General features: G+C 69.1%; 19 protein-coding genes. 7 read left to right on the forward strand and 12 right to left on the reverse strand.

The window, feature by feature from the left end:
* Window positions 1-2,202: autotransporter domain-containing protein (locus AC5P7U_RS20000; protein ID WP_495221393.1), on the forward strand; the 2,202-nt coding region annotated here is incomplete at its 5' end.
* Window positions 2,203-2,331: 129 nt separating this feature from the next.
* On the opposite strand, the gene AC5P7U_RS20005 is transcribed toward AC5P7U_RS20000, so the two are convergent.
* Genes AC5P7U_RS20005 through AC5P7U_RS20030 form a run of 6 tightly spaced genes read right to left on the reverse strand, consistent with a single transcriptional unit; the run spans window position 2,332 to window position 6,440 of the window.
* The gene (locus AC5P7U_RS20005) at window positions 2,332-3,357 is read right to left on the reverse strand and encodes an MlaA family lipoprotein (RefSeq protein ID WP_197563718.1); all 1,026 of its coding nucleotides are present in this window, start codon (window positions 3,355-3,357) and stop codon (window positions 2,332-2,334) included.
* 1 nt (window position 3,358) lies between these two features.
* Window positions 3,359-3,670, reverse strand: coding sequence for an STAS domain-containing protein (locus AC5P7U_RS20010; RefSeq protein WP_008266246.1), 312 nt, complete (start codon window positions 3,668-3,670; stop codon window positions 3,359-3,361).
* Window positions 3,660-4,322, reverse strand: a complete 663-nt coding sequence (locus AC5P7U_RS20015; RefSeq protein WP_006478707.1) for an MlaC/ttg2D family ABC transporter substrate-binding protein — start codon at window positions 4,320-4,322, stop codon at window positions 3,660-3,662. Before AC5P7U_RS20015 ends, AC5P7U_RS20010 begins: the two co-directional genes overlap by 11 nt.
* The gene (gene mlaD / locus AC5P7U_RS20020) at window positions 4,319-4,843 is read right to left on the reverse strand and encodes an outer membrane lipid asymmetry maintenance protein MlaD (protein WP_006478706.1); all 525 of its coding nucleotides are present in this window, start codon (window positions 4,841-4,843) and stop codon (window positions 4,319-4,321) included. Before mlaD ends, AC5P7U_RS20015 begins: the two co-directional genes overlap by 4 nt.
* A gap of 59 nt (window positions 4,844-4,902) precedes the next feature.
* Complete coding sequence (locus tag AC5P7U_RS20025) at window positions 4,903-5,652, reverse strand: MlaE family lipid ABC transporter permease subunit (protein WP_005414955.1); 750 nt, start codon at window positions 5,650-5,652, stop codon at window positions 4,903-4,905.
* Window positions 5,652-6,440 carry an ABC transporter ATP-binding protein gene (locus AC5P7U_RS20030; RefSeq protein WP_040009260.1) on the reverse strand — a complete coding sequence of 263 codons (789 nt, stop codon included), beginning with the start codon at window positions 6,438-6,440 and terminating at the stop codon, window positions 5,652-5,654. The genes AC5P7U_RS20025 and AC5P7U_RS20030 overlap by 1 nt, the downstream gene beginning before the upstream one ends.
* A 189-nt stretch (window positions 6,441-6,629) precedes the next feature.
* On the opposite strand from AC5P7U_RS20030, the gene recC reads away from it, so the two are divergent.
* The 3 genes from recC to recD are packed head-to-tail and all read left to right on the forward strand — an operon-like array spanning window position 6,630 to window position 15,531.
* Window positions 6,630-9,977, forward strand: coding sequence for an exodeoxyribonuclease V subunit gamma (recC, locus tag AC5P7U_RS20035; RefSeq protein WP_495221394.1), 3,348 nt, complete (start codon window positions 6,630-6,632; stop codon window positions 9,975-9,977).
* Window positions 9,974-13,654, forward strand: a complete 3,681-nt coding sequence (recB, locus tag AC5P7U_RS20040) for an exodeoxyribonuclease V subunit beta (protein WP_495221395.1) — start codon at window positions 9,974-9,976, stop codon at window positions 13,652-13,654. The genes recC and recB overlap by 4 nt, the downstream gene beginning before the upstream one ends.
* Complete coding sequence (recD, locus tag AC5P7U_RS20045; protein ID WP_495221396.1) at window positions 13,651-15,531, forward strand: exodeoxyribonuclease V subunit alpha; 1,881 nt, start codon at window positions 13,651-13,653, stop codon at window positions 15,529-15,531. The genes recB and recD overlap by 4 nt, the downstream gene beginning before the upstream one ends.
* Window positions 15,532-15,641: 110 nt before the next feature.
* On the opposite strand, the gene AC5P7U_RS20050 is transcribed toward recD, so the two are convergent.
* From AC5P7U_RS20050 to AC5P7U_RS20075, 6 genes are all read right to left on the reverse strand, one after another.
* Complete coding sequence (locus tag AC5P7U_RS20050; RefSeq protein WP_006478493.1) at window positions 15,642-16,037, reverse strand: hypothetical protein; 396 nt, start codon at window positions 16,035-16,037, stop codon at window positions 15,642-15,644.
* Between the two features lie 61 nt (window positions 16,038-16,098).
* Entirely contained in the window at window positions 16,099-18,138 is a 2,040-nt protein-coding gene (locus AC5P7U_RS20055) for an FUSC family protein (RefSeq protein ID WP_006478491.1), read from the reverse strand.
* A gap of 3 nt (window positions 18,139-18,141) precedes the next feature.
* Window positions 18,142-19,602, reverse strand: coding sequence for an efflux transporter outer membrane subunit (locus tag AC5P7U_RS20060; protein WP_197563713.1), 1,461 nt, complete (start codon window positions 19,600-19,602; stop codon window positions 18,142-18,144).
* Entirely contained in the window at window positions 19,599-20,516 is a 918-nt protein-coding gene (locus tag AC5P7U_RS20065) for an efflux RND transporter periplasmic adaptor subunit (protein WP_308308946.1), read from the reverse strand. Before AC5P7U_RS20065 ends, AC5P7U_RS20060 begins: the two co-directional genes overlap by 4 nt.
* Window positions 20,513-20,722, reverse strand: coding sequence for a DUF1656 domain-containing protein (locus AC5P7U_RS20070; protein ID WP_025875651.1), 210 nt, complete (start codon window positions 20,720-20,722; stop codon window positions 20,513-20,515). The genes AC5P7U_RS20065 and AC5P7U_RS20070 overlap by 4 nt, the downstream gene beginning before the upstream one ends.
* A 108-nt stretch (window positions 20,723-20,830) precedes the next feature.
* Complete coding sequence (locus AC5P7U_RS20075) at window positions 20,831-21,286, reverse strand: MarR family winged helix-turn-helix transcriptional regulator (RefSeq protein ID WP_008265191.1); 456 nt, start codon at window positions 21,284-21,286, stop codon at window positions 20,831-20,833.
* Between the two features lie 601 nt (window positions 21,287-21,887).
* On the opposite strand from AC5P7U_RS20075, the gene folE reads away from it, so the two are divergent.
* The 3 genes from folE (at window position 21,888) to AC5P7U_RS20090 (ending at window position 24,769) form a co-directional block, all read left to right on the forward strand.
* On the forward strand, window positions 21,888-22,499 hold the full coding sequence (gene folE / locus AC5P7U_RS20080; protein WP_004141296.1) for a GTP cyclohydrolase I FolE: 612 nt from the start codon (window positions 21,888-21,890) through the stop codon (window positions 22,497-22,499).
* A 112-nt stretch (window positions 22,500-22,611) separates the two neighbouring features.
* Window positions 22,612-24,081: a DUF3375 domain-containing protein gene (locus AC5P7U_RS20085; RefSeq protein ID WP_006478041.1), complete on the forward strand. Its 1,470-nt coding sequence runs from the start codon at window positions 22,612-22,614 to the stop codon at window positions 24,079-24,081.
* Complete coding sequence (locus AC5P7U_RS20090; protein WP_197563711.1) at window positions 24,068-24,769, forward strand: DUF4194 domain-containing protein; 702 nt, start codon at window positions 24,068-24,070, stop codon at window positions 24,767-24,769. The genes AC5P7U_RS20085 and AC5P7U_RS20090 overlap by 14 nt, the downstream gene beginning before the upstream one ends.
* The last annotated feature ends 12 nt before the right edge of the window (window positions 24,770-24,781 follow it).

Consider the following 24,781-nt stretch of genomic DNA (forward strand, 5'->3'; position numbering starts at 1 on the left):
CCGGTGCTGGCGGCGACCCCGGGCACGCTCGCTGGCGGCACCGCCGGCACGGCCTATCAGCAGGCGATCACCGCGACGGGCGGCATCGCGCCGTACCACGTGGTGCTCAGTGGTTCGCTGCCGGCCGGTATGACCTTCGATACCGCCAGCGGCATGTTGTCGGGTACGCCGACGCAGTCGGGCACATTCGCGCTGAGTGCGACGATCACCGACAGTACCGGCGGTACGCCGGCCAGCATCACCCAGAGCTACAGCCTGGTGGTGGCCAGTCCGGTGCTGGTGGCGACCCCGGGCACGCTGGCGGGCGGCACCGCAGGCAGCCCTTACCAGATGGTGTTCACCGCCAGCGGCGGCATCGCGCCGTATCACGTAGCGTTGTCGGGCACGCTGCCCGCCGGGTTGTCGTTCGATGCCGCCAGCGCCACCTTGTCCGGTACGCCAACGCAGTCGGGCAGCTTCACCGTCAGCGCGACGATCACCGACAGCACCACTGGCACACCGGCCCGTCTGGTGCAGGCCTATACGCTGACGATCGCCGCGCCTGCCCTGTCGCTGACTCCGGTCGCCGGCGCGTTGCCGGCCTCGACGGCCGGCAGCAGCTACACGCTGGCTTTCGCGACCACCGGCGGTCTGGCGCCTTATCGCTACACGCTGGCCAGTGGTGCGTTGCCGGCGGGCCTGGTGCTGGATGCGAGCACCGGGCGCATCGCGGGTACCCCGAGCGTGGCGGGCAGCTTCGGCTTCAGCGTCGCTGTCAGTGATGCCACCATCGGTGGCGCAGGTTCGGCCACCCAAGCCTACACGTTGAATGTGTCGGCACCCGTACTGACCCTGACCCCGTCTGCCCTGCCGGCGGGACTGTTCGGCCACCGCTACGAGCAGCGCCTGGCCGCTGCTGGTGGCACCGCACCCTATCGCTATGTCCTCAGCGCCGGTGCACTACCGGATGGAGTGACGCTGGAACCGGCCGGTGGCCTGGCCGGCACGCCGACCGCCGCGGGTGCGTTCGCCTTCACTATCACTGCGACCGACGCGCTGGGCTTCAGCGGAAGCCACGACTACGTCGTGCAGATCGCGCCGCGGCCCGATCCGACCCAGGATCCGGAAGTACGTGGCCTGCTGTCGGCACAGCGCGATGCGGCCCGTCGATTCGCCAATTCGCAGATCGAAAACCTGCAGCAGCGCATGCAGCGGCTGCATGGCGCCAGCCGCAGCAACGGCTTCAGCAACAACCTGAGCTTGTCGTACGCGCCACGACGCTGTGAACCGATGGTGGGCAACGTGCCGGGCCCGGACTGCGATGCGCAGCGTCGCCAGCCGTTCGATCGCGAACCGGCGCCGGCGGTGCCCGATCCGGCAGCAAACTCGCAGGCACCGTTGGGCCTGTGGGTGGGCGGCACGATCCGCTCCGGGCGCAACGAGGGCGGCCAGCGCAGCGGAGTCGACTTCGAGACCGATGGTGTCACCATCGGTGCCGACCGCCGGCTCAGTGACACCCTCGCGGTGGGTGCCGCGCTGGGGTATGGACGCGATCGCAGCGATGTTGGCGAGCGTGGCAGCCGCAGCGATGGCCAGGCCTACAGCATGGCGTTGTATGCAAGCTACAGCCTGGGCCGCAGCCTGTTCGTGGATGCGCTGGTCGGCCACCAGCTGCTGGACTACACCCTGCGTCGCTACGTGACCGCAGATGGCAGCTTCGCGCATGCACGCCGCAACGGCAGCCAATGGTTCGGTTCGCTGGCCTTCGGCGCCGACCTGGCCCGCGGCGACTGGCAGTTCACGCCATATGCGCGCCTGGATGCCTCGCAGGGCTCGCTGGACCATTATGCCGAGCAGGGCAGCGATCTGTTCGCGCTGCGCTATGGCAGCCAGGAGGTCGATGCCACCACCGGCAACGCCGGCCTGCGCGTCGAAGTACGGCGGGTTGCACGGTGGGGCGCGTGGACGCCGCAGCTGAGGGTGGAATACCAGCACGATTTCAGCGGCAGTGGCGTGGCCACCCTGCAGTACGCCGACCTCGGCGAGCTGCCGTTCTACCGCACCACGCTGGATGGCTTCGACCGCAACCGGTGGGTGCTCGGCGCCGGCGTGATGTTCGACTTCGGCCGCAACTGGGGCCTGAAGGTGGACTATCGCGGCCTGGTCGGCAGCGGCGACGACCGTGACCACGGGGTGCAGATCAGCCTCGACAAGCAGTTGTAGTCCATCACCACTGGCGGCAGTGGCTGCGGTGAGGCGCCCGCTTGGATTCAGGGCGGGAGCCCCGGACTGCAATCAAAGGCAAAGAAAAACCCCGCAGAGGCGGGGTTTTTCATGCAGCGATGAAACGACTCAGTGGGTCCACTGCGGCATCGGCATCGCATCGACCGGGATCGGCGAATTGGCATCGTCATGGCCACGCTCGCGCTTGCTGCGCAGATCGTTCTCGATCTGGTAGTTGCGGCGCTGCATCCACGCATCGCGGACCAGCGAGTACTCGTCCACGGCGGTGTCGCGCAGGTCGTCGATCGCCAGCAGCTGTGCGCGGGTATCGACCAGCTGCAGGCCCTGCAGGCCGATGCGGACCTTGTCTTCTTCGATGCGGCGGATAGGCGACAGCGGAATGTCACCGGCCAGGCCGAACACATCACGCACGGTACGCGGGCCGAAGAACGGCAGTTCCACGTAGCGCGAGCGACGCCAGCCCCACACGCCCAGGGTCTGGCCGAAGTCTTCATTGCGACGCGGCACCATCGCCTTGCTGGCCGGATCGAACAGGCCGCCGATACCCAGCGTGCTGTTCATCAGGAAGCGGCCCAGGCTGTCCCACGCATCGGCACCACGGCCCTGCAGCAGCTGGTTGGTGATGGTCACCGGTGCACGCAGGTTGCTGAAGAAGTTGCTGACGCCGGTGCGGGCGAAGCGCGGCACCACATGGGTATAGGCGGTCGCCAGCGGACGGGCGATGCCGCGGTCGACCGCGTTGTTGAAGGTATGCACCTTGCGGTTGAACGGTTCCCACGGATCGTAGGCCGCCGCGTTGGTGGTATTGCCGGCGCCGCCATAGAGGGCGTCGAAATCATCGTCGCCGCCGGCTGCGGTGGCTGCTGCGGTATTCGCTGCATTGCCATCAACGGGCGCTGCCGGCGCTGCCGGCGTGGCCGGCGATGGGGGCGCGGCAACCGGCGCCTGCGCCGCCGGAACGGCCACGGCAGGGTCGATCGTTCCGCCATCGGCAACTGCAGCGGGGGCTTCGGCAGCGGCATTGGCCGGAACCACGGTGCTGGCCGCCGGTGCATCGCTGCGTGCGGGCTTGCCGGCGCAGGCGGTCAGGGCGGTGGCCAGGACGATCAGGGGGAGAGTGCGTACGACGTTCATGTCAGCTCGCAGCAGAAGTAGCGTTGAAATCCAGGTCGGGCGACAGCCGGTAGGCCGCGCTCAGCTCGTTGTAGCCGGCCGGCGCGCCGGAGATCGCCAGCGGGTGGCCGGCCTTGCGTGCACGTGCCGCCAGTTCGGCCAGCAGGGCCAGGCCGGCGCTGTCCACGCGCTCGACCTCGCCCAGCTCCAGCCGTGCCAGCTGGGCGGGCAGCGCCTGCAGCTGCGGCCACAATGCGATCACTGCGGCACGATCCAGCACCCCGCGCAGGCGCAGGGTGTCGCCCTCCAGCAGTGCCAGTGCGTTACTTGCCATTGCCCGCGGGCCCGGCCTGCATGCTGCCGCTGTGCAGCTCGCTGGCCACCTGCTTGATGCCCTTCTGGCGCAGCGGGGTGTCGAACTGGTTGCGGAAGGTCTGCACGTAGGAGATGCCTTCGATGTTGACATCGAAGATCTTCCACTGGCCGTTGACGTTGCGCATCCAGTACTCGACCGGGGTCGGCTCGCTGCCGGCACGCACCAGTTCTGTGCTGACGCGCACGCCGCGGTTGCCCGGCAGCGGGCTCTCGCCCTTCAGGCGGAAGCTCGGCTTGCCCTGGATGTTGAGCAGGGTCGAGCCGTAGCGCTGCATCAGGCTGTCGGCCATGGCATCGGCGAACAGCTTGATGTCGGCATCCGAAGCGCCGCGGGCGTGCGGGCCCAGCACCAGGCGCGCGGCATAGTCGCGGTCGAAGGTGCGGTTCAGTTCGCTGTCGATGTAGCTGCGCAGGCTGGACGGGTTGCTGCTGAACTCGCTCCGGCGCTGCTGCAGGGTGGTGAGGATGCGCGTGCTGGCATCGATCACCACCTTGCCGGCCTGGCCCTGCGTCGCAGCTGCGGCGGGGGCGGCGGCCTGGGCCTGGGCGAGGAACGGAGTAGCTGCCAGCAGCGCCGAAGCGAGCAGGGCCGGGATCAGTTTCATCTTCATGGTTGCGGTTCCGTTGCAGGCGCCTGCGCGCCATCGTTGGGCTTCTGACCAGCGCCGCCACCGGCGCCGCCACTGAACATGTACTTGCCGACCAGCTGGATCAGGTCCACGGCGGGCTGGGTGAAGACGATCTCGTCGCCGGCCTTCAGCACGTCCGGATCACCGCCCGGCTGCAGACCGATATAGCTCTCGCCGAGCAAACCACTGGTGAAGATGCCGGCCGAGGTGTCTGCCGGCAGGTCCTTGACCTTGCTGTCCATGTGCAGGGTCACGATCGATTCGAACTTCACCGGGTCCAGGTCGATCGAGGCGACCTGGCCCACGGTGACGCCGCCGATCTTCACCGGGGCCTGCTTGCGCAGCTGGCCGACCTGGGAGAAGCGTGCTTTCAGCTCGTAGCCCTGGCTTCCCCAGCTCCAGCGCTGGTTGGTCGAGGCCACGGCCAGCACCATCAGCGAGGCCAGGGCCAGCAGCAGGAAGGCGCCGACGGAGAATTCGAGTCTGGGACCGCGGATGGCCATGTGGATTACCTGATCGAGTCGTAGTGGCCGCGCGCGCCTGCGCACCGCCGGTGGAGGGGTTAGGTGAACAACATTGCCGACAGCACGAAGTTGAACATCAGCACCAGCAGCGAGGCGTTGACCACCGCACGGGTGGTCGCCACCGAGGTGCCCTCGATGGTCGGCTCGGCGTGGAAACCAACGTAGGCGGCGACCAGCGCGGCGGTGCCGCCGAAGATCGCCGACTTCAGCATCGCCACGCCGAAGTCATCCCAGAAATCGACGCTGTTGCGCAGCGCCGACCAGAACACGCCGTTGTCCAGGCCCAGCACATGCACCGCTTCGAAGTAGCTGGCACTGATCGCCAGCGAGCAGAAGATGCCGGTCAGCAGCGGCACGGTCAGCACCGCCGCCCAGAAGCGCGGCGCCACCGCCTTGGCCACCGGATCGATCGCCATCAGTTCCAGCGCCTTGATCTGGTCGGTGGCACGCATCAGCCCCAGTTCGGCGGCGATGGAACTGCCGGCGCGACCGATGAACAGCAGCGCGGTCAGCACCGGCGCCAGCTCTCGGTACAGCGACAGGCCGAGCAGGGTCGACAGCGCATCGGCCGCACCGAAGGTGGTCAGCGTGCGGTAACCCTGCAGGGTCAGCACCAGGCCGACGAAGGCGCCGCCGACGGCGATGATCGGCAGCGAGCGCGCGCCGATCTTGTAGATCTCGCGGGTCAGCTCGGCCAGGAAATCACGCGTGGGCAGCGAACCGCGCAGCACGGTCAGCGAGAACAGGCCGGCGCGGCCCAGCGAACGGGTGGCTTGCACGAACGGCATCAGGCAACCCTCGCGCGCGGCGCGGCATCGAACGGAATGGGGCCATCGGGCTGGCCATGCAGGAACTGCCGAAGCAGCGGGTCCTGGCTGGACTGCAGCGCCTCGGGCGTGCCCTGGAACACGATGCCGCCATTGGCGATGGCGATCACCTGGTCGCAGATCGGCAGGGTCTCGTGCACGTGGTGGCTGACGATGATGCTGGTCAGGCCCAGGCTGTGGTTGAGGCGCTGGATCAGGCTCATGATCACCCCCGAGGCGATCGGGTCGAGCCCGGTCAGCGGCTCGTCGTAGATCATCAGCGGCGGGTCCAGGGCCAGCGCGCGGGCCAGCGCCACACGGCGCGCCATGCCGCCGGACAGCTCGCGCGGCCACGCATCGGCGGCGGCCAGCAGGCCCACCGCATGCAGCTTCATCTGCACCAGTTGGCGCAGTACGGCGGTCGGCAGGCGGGTGTGCGTGCGCAGCGGCAGCGCCACGTTCTCGGCCACGGTGAGGTCGGTCAGCAGGCCGTTGCCCTGCAGCAGCACGCCCACGCTCTTGCGCATTTCCAGCAGCGCGCTGCTGTCGTGCGGGATCGGCTTGCCGAACAGGGTGACGTCGCCGGCGACCGGGCGCAGTTCGCCGGTCAGTGCCGCCAGCAGGGTCGACTTGCCGCTGCCGGACGGACCCAGTACGGCGGTGATGCTGCCCTTGGGCACCTGCAGCGACACATCGCGCAGGATCGTGCGCCCGCTCCGGTCGATGCGGACGTTGGATAACTGCACCAGACTGGAGGCGGAAGCCGACATGGGCACCATTAACGTTTTTTAGACATCGAAGGATCGGGCCCGTCGGCTGAACATAAGCAGACTGGACGGTGCAGTATTGTTGCACGACAAGGCTTGGCGCAGGCCGGGACAATCGGCGCCTGCCCCGGAACAATCCGTACCGGTGACGGGCCGACCATTGAATACTGCCTGCCGTCCTGCACACTGTGCATGATGAGTGACCCAGGCAGCGATTTCCGCCTCTACCATTCCAATTCCCTGGACGTGCTGGCCGCACTGCTGGCGCGTAACGTGCGCGCGCCGGTCGCGGGCCAACCGCTGTTGGCACCGGAAGTGGTGCTGATCCCGCAGGTGGCGATGCGGCGCTGGCTGCAAGCGACACTGGCCGCCGAGTTCGGCGTTGCCGCCAACCTCGAATTCCTCACCCCGGGCGAGTTCGTGGCCCGGGCGCTGAAGGCCAACGTCAGCGGCGAGCAGGACGATCTGGACGCGGCCGGCCTGCACTGGCGGCTGTACCAGGCACTGCGCGATCCGGCGCTGCTGGCACAGCCACCGATGCGCGCGCTGCAGTCCTACCTTGCCGGTGGCGACGCATTGAAGCCGTGGGCGCTGGCTGGCGAACTGGCCTCGGTGTTCGAGAAGTACCAGGCCTGGCGCCGTGACTGGCTGCTGCGCTGGGCGGCCGGTGCCGATCCGGCCGATCCGCAGGCGATCCTGTGGCGCACCATCACCCGTGGCCACGATTACCGTGCGCGCCGCATCCAGGAGTACCTGGACCGCTTCGAAGGGGCGGGCCAGCCGTTGCCGAAGGGCTTGCCGCTGCGCATGTCCGCGTTCGCGACGCTCAACATCTCCCCCGACGTGCTGCGGGTGATGGCCACCCAGGCACGGGTGGGCGAGCTGCATTTCTACATGCCCACGCCCGTGCAGTCGTACTGGGGCGACCTGCAGACCCTGGCCGAGCGCCTGCGCAGCGGTGCGCCGGATCCGTTCGGGGAAGCGGCCGGCGAGAACCGCCTGCTCGAAGCCTGGGGCGCCGCGGGCCGCGACTTCATGGCGGTGCTGGGCAGCTACGAGGTGGTGCACCCGGCCGGCGAGATCGCCGCCTATTCCGACCCGGAAGAAGACACCCGGCCGGCCCTGGACGAAGGCGGCCTGTCCGACAGCCTGCTGCATCGCCTGCAGCGCGATCTGTTCCATCGCCGTGCGCTGCCTTCGGGCGAGCTGCGCGACGGGCTGCGCAGCGACGATCCCAGCCTGCAGGTGCACGCCTGCCACACCCGCCTGCGCGAACTGCAGGTGCTGCACGACCAGCTGCGCAGCCTGCTGCAGGACGCGCGTTTCGACCCGCCGCTGCAGGCACGCGAGATCGCGGTGCTGGCGCCGGACATCGATCCGTACGTGCCGTACCTGGAAGCCGTGTTCGGCGGCCGTGGCGGCGAAGAAGAGCACATCCCCTATGCGCTGGCCGACAGCAGCCCACTGGCCGGCGAGCCGCTGGCCGATGTGTTCGTGCATCTGTTGGGCCTGCCGGTCTCGCGCTTTGGCCTGAACGAGGTGCTGGACCTGCTGGCCAGCGCACCGCTGGCCGAGGCGGCCGGTCTGGAAGCGGTGGACTTCGACCGCCTGCATGGTTGGCTGCAGCAGGCGGGTGCGCGTTGGGGCCTGGATGCGAAGCATCGCGACCAGCACCAGGCACCGGCCGACGATGCCTACACCTGGCAGTTCGCGCTGGACCGGCTGGTGCTTGGCCATGCCACCGGTAGCGAGGCCGACCTGGCCGGTGTGGCGCCGTGGATCGAGCTGGAGGGCGGTGCGTTGGAAGCGCTGGACCGGCTGCTGCGCCTGCTGCGCGTACTGGCGGTCTACCAGCGCCGACTCGGCGAACTGCTGACCCCGGCGCAGTGGCGGCAGCGCCTGCTGTCGCTGCTGGACGCGCTGCTGCCGACCGCGCCCAGTTCGCCCAACAGCCAGCGCGCGCTGGAGCGCCTGCGCAAGCTGCTCAACCAGTTTGCCGAGGACGCTGCCAAGGCCGGCTTCAACGAAGGCGTGCCACCGGAGGTGGTGCGTGCGCACTTCGCCGGGGCACTGGGCGAGGCCGACACGCGCGCACCGTTGCTGACCGGTGGCATCAGCTTCGGCCGCATGGTGCCGATGCGCCTGCTGCCATTCCGGGTGATCTGCGTGCTGGGCCTGAATGACGGCGATTTCCCGCGTCGCGACCCGGCCGCGGGACTCAACCAGCTCACCGCCGAGCTGGATACACCGCGCCGCCGCCCGGGTGACCGTTCCACTCGCGAGGACGACCGCTTCCTGTTCCTGCAGCTGTTTGCCGCTGCGCAGGAGGTGTTCTACCTGAGCTATCTCGGCGCCGATCCACGTGATGGAAGCGTGCGCGAGCCATCGGTGCTGGTCAGTGAACTGATCGATGCCGCTGCCGCCTATCACCTGGATCCGGAGGCGGCCGCGCGTGACTTCACCGTGCGCCATGCGCTGCAGCCGTTCTCGCCTGCTGCATTCGGCGATGGCGATCCGCGCCGTTTCAGCTATCGGCGGCAGTGGCATCCGGCGGCCGGTCGCCTCACCGGCCAGCGGGGTGGCCTGCTGCCCTGGTTCGACGCGCCGTTGCCGCCACCGCTCGACGATGCCGTGGAGAACGAGGTCGCACTCGATACCCTGCGCCGCTTCCTGTGTGACCCGGCCGGGCAGTTCCTGGCGCAGTCGCTGGGCCTGCGCCTGGCCGACGAGGTTGAAGAAGTGGATGACCTGGAGCCGTTGGTGCTGTCGTCGCGCGGCCCGGAAAAGCGCAGCGTGCAGGCGGCGGTGGTGCGTGCCACGCTCAATGGCGACAGCGAGCCGCTGTATCCGCGGTTGCGCGCGCGTGGCCTGCTGCCCTCCGGTGCATTGGGTGAGCGCCAGTTCGAAGTGGAGCAGCTGAAGACCCGTCCGTATGCCAGCGCGCTGCTGGGCTGGATGCAGGGCGAACCATTGGAAAGCCGCCGGTATGAAGTCGATATCGACGGCGTGCGGCTGCATGGGCGGGTGACCGATCGGCATCCCGAAGGGCTGGTGCGCCTGCGCGCCGGCACCCTCAACGGCAATGCGGTGATCCGCCAGGGCCTGGACTGGCTGTTGGCCAACGCCGCCGGCGATGCCCTGCCGTTGGTGCAGTTCCACGATGGCGGCGATGCCGGTCCGGGCCCGCATGTGCTGCCAGCACTGAGCGTGCCTGCTGCCCGCGCCGCGCTGCGCGCACTGCTGCAGCTGCGCCAGCGTGGCCTGCGTGAACCGCTGCGCTTCGCCCCCTATACCGGCTGGGTGCTCTACAACACGGACGGCGAGAAACAGCGCAGCGAAGGCTGGAAGCAGTGGCATGGCAGCGACCGCAGCTGGGGTGAATCCAGCAGCGACGCCTGGCAGCTGCTGTTGCGCGGTGCCGATCCGTTCGCCACCGATGCCGGCTACGCCGATCTGCTGCGCAACAGCCAAGTGGTCTTCAGTGCGGTGCGGGAAGGCCGCACCCTGGGCGCCGCGGCAGGCCAGGAGGGCAGCGCATGAACAGCGCCATCGCAGATGAGGAATCCCAGCGCATGGCGGGCGATCCCTACCTGGCCCTGCCACTGGAGGGCATCCGCCTGATCGAGGCCAGCGCCGGCACCGGCAAGACCTTCACCCTGGCCACGCTGTTCACCCGCCTGGTGGTGGAGCAGGGGCTGCGCATCGGCCAGATCCTGGCGGTGACCTTCACCGACGCCGCCACCCAGGAACTGCGCAAGCGCATCCGCGAGCGGCTGGCGCTGGCCGCGCGCCTGGTCGATCTGGAACCGGCCGAGGGCGAGGCACCGGATGTGCGCTTGACGCGGGAGGTGCTGCAGCGCCATCTGCAGGGTGGCACCGAGAGCGCCGCTGCGCTGAAGCGTCGCCTGCAGGTCGCCGCCGACGAGATCGACCTGGCTTCGATCTTCACCATCCACGGCTTCTGCACCCGCGTGCTGCGCGAGCACGCGCTGGAAAGCGGCCATACCTTCGATCCGCCGGAGCTGCTGGCCAGTGACCGCGAGCTGCTGGAAGAGCTCGCCGCCGATCTGTGGCGCGTGCACGCCAATGATCCGGCCACGCTGGAGCCGCTGACCTGGCTGTGGTCCACCCCGGATGCACTGGCCGCCGATCTGCGCGCGCTGCTGGCGGCGCCGCCACTGCATCCGTTGCCACAGCCGGTGGTGCCGGCCGATCCACATCCGGCATTGCAGGCCAACGCTGCCGAACTGCAACAGGCGCTGCGCGAGCATGGCGAGCCGTTCTTCTTCGACCTCTGTGATGCGGTCGACAACAAGTGGATCAACGGCGGGTCGTACAAGCTGGGCTGGCTGCATCCGCTGGGCCGGCAGCTGCTGGCCTGGGCCGAGCGCGCCGATCCGCGCGAGCTGTTGGCCAACGAACGCCTGCCGGCGCTGCTGCCGGAGGCGCTGGCCGCCAAGACCAACAAGAAATTCGCCGAGCGCACGCCATCATCGCCGCTGCAGGGGCCGCTGGCCCGCTACGTCGCGCTGCTGGCCGAGCGCGATGCCTGGTTGCGTGCCACCGCGCTGAATTTTCTGCACGCGCTTCGCGCGGAAGCCACGCAGCGCCTGCAGGCGCTGAAGCGCACGCGTCGTGTGCAGACCTACGACGACCTGATCGATGGCGTGGCACTGGCCCTGGAAGGGCCGCAGCGCCTGGCGCTGGTCAGGCAGCTGCGCGCGCAGTACCGCATCGCGCTGGTCGATGAGTTCCAGGACACCGACGACCGCCAGTGGGGCATCTTCCACACCGTGTTCGGTGATTCGCCGGAAGTGCGCGAGCTGGGCCTGGCGCCGGCGCTGTTCCTGATCGGCGATCCGAAGCAGGCGATCTACGGTTTCCGCGGTGGCGACATCCATACCTACCTGAAGGCCAAACAGGTGGCGCAGCAGGCACCGGTGCTGGACCAGAACTTCCGTTCACGCCCGGCCGTGCTGCGTGCCCTGCAGGCGCTGTACGACAACGGTGGCGAAGACGCGTTCCTCGAGCGCGACATCCAGTTCGAACCGGTGCGACCTGGTGGCGTGCGCATCGATGCAGATTACCTGCGTAATGGCGAGGCCGCCGTGGCACTGACCCTGCGCGTGCTGCGCAGCGGCGGCGACAAGGCGATGAGTGCCGATGCCTCGCGCGACGCGGCCACCCAAGCGTGCGTGGCCGCGATCCACCAGGTCCTGGTCGATGCGCGCGCCGGTAACGCCGTGTTGCGTGGGCGCCCGGTGCAGCCGGGCGACATTGCGGTTCTGGTGCGCTCGCACCGCGAGGCGACGCTGGTGCAGCGCGCGCTGGCAGCGGTCGGTATTCCCGCCGTGGCGGCGGGCAAGCAGAGCCTGTTCGCCACCAGCGAGGCACGTGATCTGCGCGCGCTGCTGCTGGCACTGCTGCAACCGGCCGATGAAGGGCGGCTGCGAACAGCGCTGGCGACCGTGCTGCTTGGCCAGCGGGCGAGTGCGATCGCGGCGATGGAACGCGAGGGCGACCTGCAACGTGGGTTCCAGGCGCAGCTGCTGCATTGGCGCGAGCGCTGGCAGCGCGGTGGGCCGTTCGCAGTGATCGCCGATGTCTGCGCCGCACAGGGCGAACGCCTGCTGGCGCTGATCGACGGCGAGCGCCGCCTGACCAACTACCTGCAGCTGGGCGAACTGCTGCAGGAAGCCTCGGCGCAGGCGCTGGGCATGCACGGCCTGCTGGACTGGCTGCAGGGGCAGATGGCCAGCGCCGACCAGGATGACGAGCAGCAGCTGCTGCGCCTGGAATCGGATGCGCGCCGCGTGCAGATCATCACCCTGCACAAGAGCAAGGGCCTGGAGTATCCGCTGGTGTTCCTGCCCTTCGTCGGCATCGACGGCGGTGCACCGAACAGCGCCTCGCACTGCACCGTGCACGTGGCTGGCGAGCGCCAGCTGCACTGGAAGCTGGACAAGAACGAGGCCTGGGAAACGGCCAGCGCCCAGCGCGAGCGCGAACAGCGCGCCGAGGACGCGCGCCTGCTGTATGTCGGCCTGACCCGCGCCGAGCATGCGCTGTGGATTGCGGTGGGCGATCTGGCCGGGCTGGCAAAGACGCGGCTCGCGCCGTTGCTGGGTGATCTGCAAATGCTGCGCGCCCATGATGACGTGCACATTGATGACAGCGAAGCGCCGGCCTCACTGCCGCAGCTCGCCGCCGAAGTGGAGGGTGAGCTGCCTGCCGTGCGCGCACTGACCCGGCGCGTGCCGCACGACTGGTGGGTATACAGCTTCACCCAGCTGGCGCACGCCGATGCCGGTGCCGGCAGTGACATCGAAGCCGCCGCCACCGAGCTGCCGGCGCCTGCCGCCGACGAACCGGCGGGCCCGGAACTGCCGTTGGAGCCGGCGTTGCCGGAGCCCGCTGCGGCCGCCGGGGACAGCACGCCGATCGACCCGCGCTTCATGGGCAGCCGCTTCGGCAATGTGCTGCACGAGGCGATGGAGAACGTCGACTTCGCCGCCTGGGGTGATTGGCGACCGGGCCTGGAAGCCCCTGAGGGGCAGGCCGAGGTGCTGCGCAAGGCGCTGCACGACGAAGGCTACGCCGACGCCGACCTGGACGATGGCGAGGCGGTACTGGTGCCACTGGTCGGCCACACCCTGACCGTGCCGCTGCCCGAGGGCGGTGCGCTGTACAGCCTGGATGAAGGCGAGCGCCGTGCGGAAATCGACTTCCATTTCGCCATCGAGCCGACCGCGGTGCCGGCGCTGTTGCAGGTGCTGCACGCACATGGGGTTTCCAGTGCGCGCCGTGGTTTTGGCCAGCGCCGTCGGCTGGAAGGGCTGATGACCGGCATGATCGACCTCACCTACGTGCGCGACGGGCGCTGGTACGTGCTCGACTACAAATCCAACCGCCTGCCGGGCTACAGCCCGGACCTGCTGGCCATTGCCATGCGCCACAGCGAGTACGACCTGCAGGCGCTGATCTATACGGTGGCGCTGCATCGCTGGCTGCGTTTCCGCCTGGGCGCGGCCTATGACTACGAGCGCAACATGGGCGGCATCCGCTACCTGTTCTGCCGCGGCCTGGATGCCGCCGGCAACGGCGTGCATGTGGATCGTTTCCCGCTGGCGCTGGTCGATGCACTCGACGCGTTGTTCGCCGGTGGCGAACAGGCCCAGGCCGAGCTGGCCGCACGTGCCCGTGGAGCCAGCGCATGAGCCTGCTGAAGGAACTACACCAGAAAGGCCTGCTGCGTACCCTCGACCACGCACTGGCGACCAGCCTGCAGCGACTGCGCGACGACACCCCGGACGGCGTGGCGCTGGCCGCCGCGCTGGCCTCGCTGGCGGTCTCGCAAGGCCATGCAGCGTTCGATCCGGCGCAACCACAGCGGCTGCTGGAAGGCGTGCCCGAGTGGCCTGCCGCGCAGGACTGGCTGGCGCAGCTGCGTGCGTCGCCGTGGGTGGCGACGCCGGAGCAGGCCGAGGCCATCGCCGAGGACGCACCGCTGGTGTTGGAAAACGGCCTGCTCTACCTGCGCCGCTACCGCGAGTACGAACGCCAGCTGGCCGCCGGGCTGCAGCGCATCGGCCGGCATCCGCTGCCGGTGCCGGACATGGCGGCGTTGGCACCATTGTTCGCGCAGCTGTTCCCGCAGGCGTCGGGCAGCGAAGATCACCAGGCGCGCGCGGCCGGCGTGACCCTGCGCCATCCGCTGGCGCTGGTCACCGGCGGTCCCGGTACCGGCAAGACCACCACCATCGCGCGCCTGTTGCTGCTGCTGGCCGCACAGGCCCGGCAGGCCGGCCAGCCGCTGCCCGAGGTCGCGCTGGCCGCGCCCACCGGTCGCGCCGCCGAGCGCATGGCCGAGAGCCTGCGCGTCGCCGTGCAACGCCTGCAGGAACAAGGGCTGGACCCGGCGCTGTGCGCGGCACTGCCCAGCACCGGCACCACCCTGCATCGCCTGCTCGGGGTGATTCCCGATTCACCGCGCTTCCGCCACCACGCCGACAATCCGCTGCCGGTGGACGTGGTGGTGGTCGACGAAGCCTCGATGATCGATCTGCCGATGATGGCCAAGCTGGTTGATGCGATCGCCAGTGGCACCCGGCTGATCCTGCTTGGCGACCCCGATCAGCTGCCGTCGGTGGAAGCCGGCGACGTGCTCAGCGCCATCCTGCGTGCCAGCGGTGATGGCATCGGCACCCGTGCCGACGATGCGCAGGCGTTGCATGGCCTGCTGGCGCCGGTCACGTTGCAGCCGCAGGCCGCGCCACGCGCTTTTGCCGGGCGCCGTGTGCAGCTGCAGCGCGGTTACCGGCAGAGTGATGCACTGGACCTGGCACCGCTCGCGCATGCCGTGCGCGAAGGCGACAGCAGCGTCGCATTGCAGCTGCTGCGCAGCGGTGAACTGGCGGGCGTGCACTTCCACGAAGGCGAAGCCGACCCGTTGCGTGGCCAGCGCGAGCACCTGCTGGGCCACTGGCGTGCGCTGGCCGATGCCGCCGATCCGGTACTCGCCCTGCAGCAGGCCGGACGCCTGCGCGTGCTGACCGCACTACGCGAAGGCCCGCAGGGCGCACGCGGGCTCAACAGCCGCATTGAGCAGCTGCTGGCCGGCAATACCCCGGGCTACTTCCAGGGCCGGCTGCTGCTGGTCACCGAGAACAGCTACCGTCACCGCCTGTTCAATGGCGATATCGGCATCTGCCTGCGCGATGGCAGCGGCGCGATGGTGGCCTGGTTCCCCGGCGACAGCGTCGACCAGCCACGCGCCTTCCACCCGGCCGCACTGCCGGCGCACGAAAGCGCCTTCGCGATGACCGTGCACAAGGCGCAGGGTTCGGAGTTCGACGAAGTGTGGTTGCAGCTGCCGCGCCAGGACAGCCGCGTGCTGTCACGCGAACTGGTCTACACCGGCCTGACCCGCGCCCGCCAGGTGCTGCATGTGGCGGGCAGCGCCGAGGTGCTGCAGGCCGCATTGAAGCGCCACGCCAGCCGGTTGGGGGGGCTGGCCTGGCGGCTGGGCGCGGAAGAGGTGGCCGAAGCACCGGTGCGCATCGAACAGCCCACGGTGCAGGGCACGCTGTTCTGACGCGGGCGCGACGCGCTTCCTGTAGAGCCGAGCCATGCTCGGCAGATGGACCCCGGAGTCGAGCATGGCTCGACCCTACAGAAGCGCGCTTCGATCGTTTCGGCGTGGATCTACGCGATCAGGACCAGGCCATCGGGGAACACGATCGCCGCTTCATCGGCGCTCACATCGAAGAAGCCCACGCCGTGCTTCTCGGCCAGATCCTGTACGCGGCCATGTGCATGCTCTGCCACCGAGTAGGCAAACGCGCCGTAGATCACCTGACTACCGATGCTGTACTCGGTCACCTCGGCACGATCATCGTCGTCATTGCTCAACGGCCCGTTCATTGGCGGGAATTCCTGTGCCATCTCCGCGAACCACGCCTGCAGTGCCGGGCTGCTGACCGCCGGGTCATCGTACTCGTGGCGCTCGTTCCACTGCGTCTGCTTCTCGAACCAGGCGATGAAAGCCGCGGCCTCGCGTGGGGCGACGCTCGCCTCGAACACCATCATGTCGTAACTCATTGAACCGTCCTGTTGCCATGGCGAAAGGCCGCCGGGGATGGCCCGGCACTGCCGAGCATTATCAGGCCGATGCAACGCCGGCGTCCGCCCACCCTGGCGCCAATGCCTTCGCCTCCGGGAACAGCGCGAAGCGCAGGCCGATCAGGCCCATCAGCGCCTCGTCGCGTGCCTTGCAGGCCGCCACGCTGCCAACCCGGCCCAGTGAGGTATCCAGCCGCTCGCGCAGCGCTTCGGCGGCCACAATCGGCCTGCGCGCGGCAATCTGCCGCCGGTAGTGCGCGGCGATCTCCTCCAGGATGTGCTCGACCGCCTCGCGGCTGCGCTCGGGCAGTTCCAGGCGGGCGCGGCGCAGCTGCAGGATGTTCAGGCCGATGCGGGCCTCGTTGAGCATGTCCACCGAGGCGATGTCACTTCCCTCCGGTGTCGCCGCCAGGCGCGGTGCGAGCAGGCCCAGCAGGTCGAGCATGCGCGCGGCAAAGCGCTGGCGGTCCTGCTGGCCGCGGCCTTCGGCGGCTTCGGCCAGCGTGGTCCAGCCCTGCCGCACCAGCCGGCGTGCGGTCCACTCGGCACCCACCGAACGGAACAGGCGGGTCATCACCACTGCAAAGCCAATGCCGATGAACATCGCGATGGAGGAGTTGAGGAAGGTCTGGATGTTGGCGCTGTAGGTGTTCTGCAGGCTCAGCAGCGCGGCGAGGTTCACCGTCAGCGGGAGTGCGAACAGCGCGCTCTTCGGGTGATGCAGCATCAGTCCCAGCGGCAGGAACACCACCGCCAGCACCAGTGCCAGCAGGCCGAAGTCGTGCACGGCCGGGAACACACCGAACAGGTACACGCCGGCCACTACCGAAGCGACCATGGCCCACACCAGGAACGACACCATGCTCGGCGCCGGGTCGTCCTGCGCGGCGAAGAACGCGGCGGTCACCGCGGCCATCATCGCGCCGTTGCCACCGCCTTCCCAGCCCAGTGCGATCCACAACACGCAGTAGCTCATCAGCGCCACGCCGGCACTGAGCGCGGAGAACAGCGCCATGCCGTAGTCGACGTGCTTGTCGGCGGCCACCCGTTCGGTGCGGATGCGGTAGTGCGCGCGGTCCAGCGGTGCGGTGCCATGGTCGATCGCCTGCTGCAGCGTGCGGCAGTCCTGCCACAGGTCCACCAGTTCCTCCAGGCGCAGCAGCAGGCTGGCCAGCTGCAGGTGCTGCAGGTCGCGGTCCACCTGCGGCTTCAGCGCACTGATGCGCGCGCGCAGCCGGGCGTACTCGCTGGCGTTGGTGGGCCCGTCCAGCCAGTCGTGGATGTCATCGACCAGTGCGGGCAGTCCTTCGGGAAGGGCCTGGCCGTCGCTGCGCAGCGCACTCAGCCGATCGGCGATCGACGACAGCACCGGCAACAGCAGCAGCATGCGCTCGCGCAGGCGCTCCATCGACACCGCCGAACCGGCATGGCGCGGATCATCGCGGCGCAGGAATTCGATCAGCGCCTCGAACTGCACCAGGTCGGCGGCCAGCCGGTTGCGTGGCGCGTGCGCGCGGCCACGTTCAAGAATCTGCCGGCACCACTGCGCGGCGTCCTCCATCCAGGTGCCGATGCGCGCGCGCAGCATCGGCCGCACCGAGGCCGGGAACAGCAGCGAAGCAAACAGCACCGCCACCACCGTGCCGAGGATGATCTCCTCGCTGCGTGCCACCACGGTGTCGAAGATGGTTTCCGGCGAGGTCACGGCCGGGAAGCCGATGAAGGCGGTGGTGTAGCCGGCCAGCAGGAACGCGTAGCCGCGCGGGCCGCGGTTGAGCAGCGCCATGAACAGACAGCCGGCCAGCCAGATCGACATCGCCGCGCTCAGCACCAGCGGCGTCTCCACCAGCGCCGGCAGTACCAGCAGGGTGGCCAGGCCGGCCACCAGCGTGCCGACGATGCGGTACACGCCCTTGGCGCGGGTCGGGCCCAGCAGCGGCTGGCTGACGATGTACACCGTGCCCATCGCCCAGTATGGGCGCGACAGGTTGCCGGCCATGGCGATGTACAGCGCGGCCACCGCGGCCAGGTAGGTCTTGATCGAGAACAGCCAGGCCTGGCGGTCGGTCAGCGCGTTCATGGTTTACTTCGCGGCGGTCGAGGCGTTGGGCGCGGCGGCGCTGGCCTGCCAGCCGCCACCCAGCACCAGGAACAGGTGGATCTGGTCGCGTGAGACCTGCGCTTCGGCCGCAGCCAGGGTGGCATCGCTGGTGGCCAGGCTGCGGTCGGCATCCAGGCTGGACAGGTAGGGCGTACGGCCACCCTGGTACAGCCGGCGGTTCTGCTCGGCGGCCAATGCAGCCTGTTCCTGCGCGGTGCGCAGCGACTGCAGCCGGCGCAGGTCCTGCGCGTAGCGGTCCAGTGCGGTCTGGGTCTCGCGCAGCGCCTGCAGCACGGTGTGGTCGAACTCGGCCAGCGCCGCATCGGCACCGGCTTCGGCGGCGTGGATGCGGGCGTGGGTGCCGGACGACGGCAGCGTCCACGAGATCAGCGGGCCGATCGACCACTGCTGGGTCATCGGCGTGCCGAAGTCTTCCAGCAGGCCGGCGGCACCGAGCGAGGCCCCCAGCCGGATGTCCGGGTACAGCTCGGCGGTAGCCACGCCAATCCGCGCGGTGGCCGAGGCCAGCTTGCGCTCGGCCTGGCGCACGTCCGGGCGACGCTGCAGCAGCGCACGACCATCGCCCACCGGCAACGGCTGCGCCAGGCTGGGCGCGTGCGCGCAGTCGATCACGCCGGCCGGCAGCTGGCCCGGGGTCTGCCCGAGCAGGGCAGCGAGCGAATAGGCGGCCGCCGAGCGCTGCGCCTGCAGCGGCGGCAGCGCAGCTTCCAGCACGGCCACCTGGGCATTGGCGCGGGCCAGCTCCGGCGGCGTGCCGCGGCCGGCATCGATCAGGCGCTGGGTGACTGAACGGCTGCGCTGCTGCAGCTGCAGGGAGTGCTCGGCCACATGCAGCTCGTGGTTGGCGTGGCAGATTTCCAGGTAGCTGTCGGCCACCTGCGCGACCACGCTGACCTGGGCCAGGTCGCGTGCTGCGGCGACCGACTGCTCGTCGGCACGGGCCGCTTCGGCGCCTCGCTTGAGCTTGCCGAACAGGTCGAACTGGTAGCTGACCGCGAACTTGCCATCGGCCAGGTTGATCACTGGCAGCTCGTGTTCCTGCAGGAACGATTCGGCCGACAGCTGCGCGCGGCTGACGCCGGCCTCGGCCTCGTACTCGAAGCCACCGGCGTCCAGCGCCTGTTCGTACACTGCCGCCGCACGACGCAGGTGCGCATCGGCGGCCTTCAGTTCAACGTTGTCACGCAGCGCCTGGGTGATCAGCCCGTCCAGCACCGGGTCGTTGTACAGCGACCACCAGCGGTCGGGCAGCGCCTGGTTGGCGGCCACCTGCGGGTTCTGGGTGTCAATGAAGGCCGCATTGGCCTGCGGGCGCTTGAACGCCGAACCGTCCGGCAGGGCGTAGTCGGGGCCGACGGTCCTGCACGCGGCCAGGCTGGCCAGCGCGACGATCAGGCCGAGACGGGGCAGGGCGGCGTTCATAGGCCCGCCTGTGTCGGCGCGGTGCCGGCCTTGCCTGCGTGCTTCGTGCTGCTGGTCTGGACGGTCACCGTGGCGGTGCGGCCGGCGATCAGTTCCACGCCCTCGGGCACCTCGTCGATGCTGATGCGCACCGGGATACGCTGCGCCAGCCGCACCCAGTCGAAGGCCGGGGTCACGTTCGGCAGCAGGCTGCTGCCGTTGCTGCGGTAGCGGTCCTCGATGCCGGCAGCGATGCTCTCGACATGGCCGCGCAGCGGGGTCGATTCGCCCATCAGGCGGATGTCGACGCTCTGCCCCGGCGCCACGCCGCGCAGGCGGGTTTCCTCGAAGTAGCCATCAATGCGGAACGAGCCGGTATCCAGCAGCGCCAGTACCGGCTTGCCGGCCACCACGTAGTCGCCCACGCGCAGGGTGCGGTCGTTGACCCGGCCATCGGCCGGTGCGCGCACCTCGGTGCGGCCCAGGTTGAGCTCGGCCAGGTCGACCGCAGCCTGCGCGGTGGCCAGCGCCGCCTGTGCAGCCTGCAGCTTGGCGCGGCGCACTTCGGCGTCCTCGGCGGCGACCAGGTCCTGCAGGCTGCGGTCGCGGCCGATCTCGCGGCGCAGCTGCGCCACCGAGGCCTGGCGCTCGGCCAGGCTGGCCCTGGCCTGCTCCAGTGCGATGCGATAGCGCGCGCGGTCGACCACGAACAACAGGTCGCCCTTCTTCACGGCCTGGTTGTCGGCCACGTCCACCGTTTCCACCAGCCCGGACACATCAGGCGCCATCTGCACCACGTCGGCGCCGACATGGGCGTCGCGGGTCCATGGCTCATCCATGTAATAGACCCACAGTTGGCGCAGCACCAGCAGGGCCACGATCACGGCTGCGCTGGTGAGCAGCACCGGCAGGGTCTTCTTCACGATCTTGTTCACGATTGCATCCAACGCAGGAGGTGGAACAGCAGGCCAAGCACGATCCCGTACAGCGCCAGGTTGAACAGCGCCGGGTGCCATACATGGCGGTAGGCGCCGGCACGCTGCAGCAGCGCGTGCAGGCCGCTGTTGACCAGATAGGCCAACACCATCAACCCGAGCAGGGTCGGGACGAACACTCCGTGGAGACTGAATTCACCGGGCATCGGTAGGGGCGGGGGCAAGGTGGGGGAGGGGAGGGACAACGAAACAACAGCAACGGGCAAAAGCCGCTGGCGTGTGCACGGCAGCGGCGGGGTTCGGGGGCAGCGGTCTTACGTAATGCGGTCGGCGGCCTCGGCCAGCAGGCGCCATGCCTTCAGCACGGCGTGCAGTTCATCCATGGAAAGCTCGCCGAATACGTCCTGGCGCAGGCCGATCAACTGGTCTTCCAGCTCGCTGACCAGGGCCTGGCCGGCGTCGGTCAGCCACAGCAGGTTGGCACGGCGGTCGCTGGCGTCGCTCTCGCGGCGGACCAGGTCGCTGGCGCACAGCTTGTCCAGCAGGCGCACCAGGGAAGGTCCTTCCATGCCCAGCTGCTGGGCCAGCGCCACCTGCCGGATGCCACCGCCGGAGCGGCCGATCATCAGCAGTGGCATGGTGCAGGCGGTGGAGATCCCGTAGCTGCCCAGGCGGCTGTCGGCCAGGCGCTGCCACTGCCGCCCTGCGTACAGCAGGCCGGAGCTGAGCTGCATCTGCAGCACGGTGCGCTCGTCGAGGGGTCGGTCCATAAGAGATAGATAGGATACTACTAATTTCATTCCTATCAATAGGTTTTTCTGAATGGGCGGGATGTAGTGAGGAAAGCGTTGCGCCACGTTGCTACGGGTGGGGCAGCGGGGGCCGGACGGGGCAGGACACGCCGTAAACCCCTCCCTGGGGGCTCGGCCGCGGCATCCATGCCGCGGACGGTCCTGCCCCGCCCGGCCCCCGCTGCCCGCCCATCACCCCGCGAGCGCGGTGGGTTGGCTCCTTAAGGCAGGAGCAGATGCAGTGCGGACCAAGGTCCGCACCCACCACAGCAGTCGCGCAGTCGCGCGTGGTGCTTCCGAAGCCATGAACCCAGCTTTTGACCCCGCTTTCGGGCGGTCCGGCCGCGCCCGCAGGAAACTGTCAGGGATGGGGAAGGGCGGCAGGGCAGGACAGTGAGGCGCATGGATGCGCCGACCGAGCCCCCATGGATGGGTTCACGGCGTGTCCTGCCCTGCCGCCCTTCCCCATCCAGACCCGTAACAGGCAGGCGCCGCCAGACCCCCGATGAACCGTCCCAACAGGACGACCCACCCCCCGGTCGGGTACGATGCTCGCCCCCCGTTCGGGACGCTGTACGCAATGAGCAAGAACAACGAAAAGGCCGCCCCGCAGGGCGACGTGACCCAGGACCAGGCCGAGGATGCCGTGCGCACCCTGCTGCGCTGGGCCGGTGAGGACCCGTCCCGTGAAGGCCTGCTGGATACCCCCCGCCGTGTCGCCGAAGCCTATGGCGATTGGTTCAGCGGTTACCGCGACGACCCGCGCGCCTACATGGAGCGGACCTTCGAGGAAGTGGCCGGCTATGACGAACTGATCGTCCTGCGTGACATCGAGTACGAAAGCCACTGCGAACACCACATGGCGCCGATCATCGGCCGCGTGCACGTCGGCTACCTGCCGGCCGGCAAGGTGGTGGGCATCAGCAAGCTGGCCCGCGTCGTCGAAGCCTATGCCCGCCGTTTCCAGGTGCAGGAAAAGATGACCGCGCAGATCGCGCAGTGCATCCAGGACGTGCTGCAGCCGATCGGTGTCGGTGTGGTCGTCGAGGGCGCCCACGAATGCATGACCACCCGCGGCATCCACAAGCGCGGCGTCAGCATGGTTACCTCCAAGATGCTGGGCAGCTTCCGCGACGACGCGCGCACCCGCGCCGAGTTCCTGCGCTTCATCGAAGTGGGCGGCAAGCGCTGAGCCGCTTGCCCGCATCCTGCCGGCCCCGTGCGGCCGGCATGCCCACGGCTGCCCGCGCGGCAGCCGTGGGCCGCTGCTCGTCCCCGCCAGCCCTCATGACTCCTTTCGCTGCATGAAGCATCGCGAACGCATTTCCCGTTATCGCCATCTGCGCGAACAGCCGCAGTGGAAGCTGCTTGCGGCCGACCACGCCCCGGAAATCATCGGCCTGCTGCAGGGGCTGCTGATGGACGGCGAGCGCACGCTGCCGTCGTCGGTGCTCAACGAGCGCCTGCAACGCGCGCTGGACCAGCTCAACGGCGACGAACTGTCGCGCGACCTGCCGCGTACCGCGCAGGCCTACATCGCGCACTGGCTGGCCCAGGGCTGGCTGGAACGCCGCCTGCCCGAGGGTGCCGACCAGGAACAGTACGAACTGTCGACCGCGGCGCTGCAGGCGATCCGCTTCGCCGATGGCCTCGAGCAGGCCCGCGTGGCGGCCACCGAAAGCCGCCTGGCGCTGGTCATCGAACAGCTCTCGCAGCTGGCGGCGCAGACCGAATCCGATCCGGACGCGCGCCTGTCGGCGTTGCGCGACGAGCGTGATCGCATCGACGCCGAGATCGCCCGCGTCGGTGCTGGCCGCGTGATCGCGCTGGACGGCAAGCGCGCGCTGGAACGCGCGCGCCAGATCATCGGCCTGGCCGACGAACTGACCGAAGACTTCCGCCGCGTGCGCGACGACTTCGAGCAGCTCAACCGCGATTTCCGCGAACGCATCATCGATGACGAGGGCGAGCGCGGCGATGTGCTGTCGCAGCTGTTCGAGGGCGTGGACGTGATCGGCGAGAGCGATGCCGGGCGCAGTTTCCAGGCCTTCTGGCGCCTGCTCAACGACGCCGAACAGAGCGCCCAGCTCGATGCCGCGCTGGAAGCAGTGCTGGCACGCGGCTTTGCGCGACGCCTGGACCGCAACGAACGCAATTTCCTGCGTGGTTTCACCAGCACCATGCTCGAGCGTGGCGGCCAGGTGCACGACGTACTGCAGAACTTCGCGCGCAGCCTGCGCGGTTTCGTGCAGAGCCGTGGCTACCTGGAACAGCGCCGCCTCAATCAATTGTTGAAGCAGGCGCAGTCCGAAGCGCTGGCACTGCGCGATGAGTTTCCCGCACAGCGCGGCATCGGCCGCGACCTGCAGCTGACCACCAGCCGCCTGCGCTCGTGGTCGCAGTGGAAGCTGCATGATCCGCGCAGTGCCCAGGTCGATGGCAATGTCGAGTACAACGACGCCGCTGCGATCAGCCTGGAGAGCGTGGGTGATCTGGTGGCATCGTCCGAGATCGACTTCCGTACCCTGCGTCGTGACCTGCACGACCTGCTCGATGCACAGCCGCGGCTCAGCATCGCCCAGGCTTTGTCGCAGCGCGAAGCGCCGCAGGGCCTGGGCAGTGTCATTGGCTACCTGTCGCTGGGCACGCGCTTCGGCAACGTGGTCGCCGGCGAGCAGGAGCTCGCGCAATGGCGTGGTGGCGACGGCCAGATCCGTCGCGCCCGCATCCCGCTGGTTTGGTTCACCCAGGAGAGACGCCATGAGCTGGCATGAAGATCCCATCGACGCACCGCAGGCGGACGTGGTGGAAGACGCCTACGAAGCCGAGCCGGTGGCGGCCGTGGCGCAGCCCCGCCGTGGCAACGACGTGTACTACCTGGGCGATACCGGGCGCCTGCCGCTGGATGCGCGTCGCGCGCTGTGCCAGCTGCTGATCGGCCCCAGCATCGACCAGCTGCGCCACGCCAAGCTGTGGCCGGCGCTGATCCGCAGCGAAGCCGCCATCCGTTCCGCGCTGGCCGACCTGTTCCTGGAACTGGTGCTCGACCGCGACAGCGGCGTGGCCTTCACCCGCCAGGCCGATACCGAAGACGTGGATGCGCCTGTGCTGCTGCGCACCTCGCCGCTGACCTTCATCGACTCGGTGCTGCTGCTGTTCCTGCGCCAGCAGCTGGCCGAGGCCGATGCGCGCGGCAACCGCGCGGTGGTCGCCGACGCCGAGATGGCCGAAGCGCTGGCCATCTACGAGAAGAACCTGTCCACCGATCGCGCCGGCTTCAATCGCCGCGTCGCCTCGGCGGTGCAGAAGATGAAGGACAACCACATCCTGACCCGCCTCAGCGGCCAGGAAGACCGCCACGAAGTCTCGCCGGCGTTGAAACTGCTGTTCTCCGCCGAAGACGTGTCCCAGCTTTCGGCGGTCTACCGCCAGCTGCGCGAAACCCCGGCCGCCGAGGCCTGAGAGACCCGACCA

It is taken from the genome of Stenotrophomonas sp. YJH_SMC_57 (assembly GCF_059369755.1).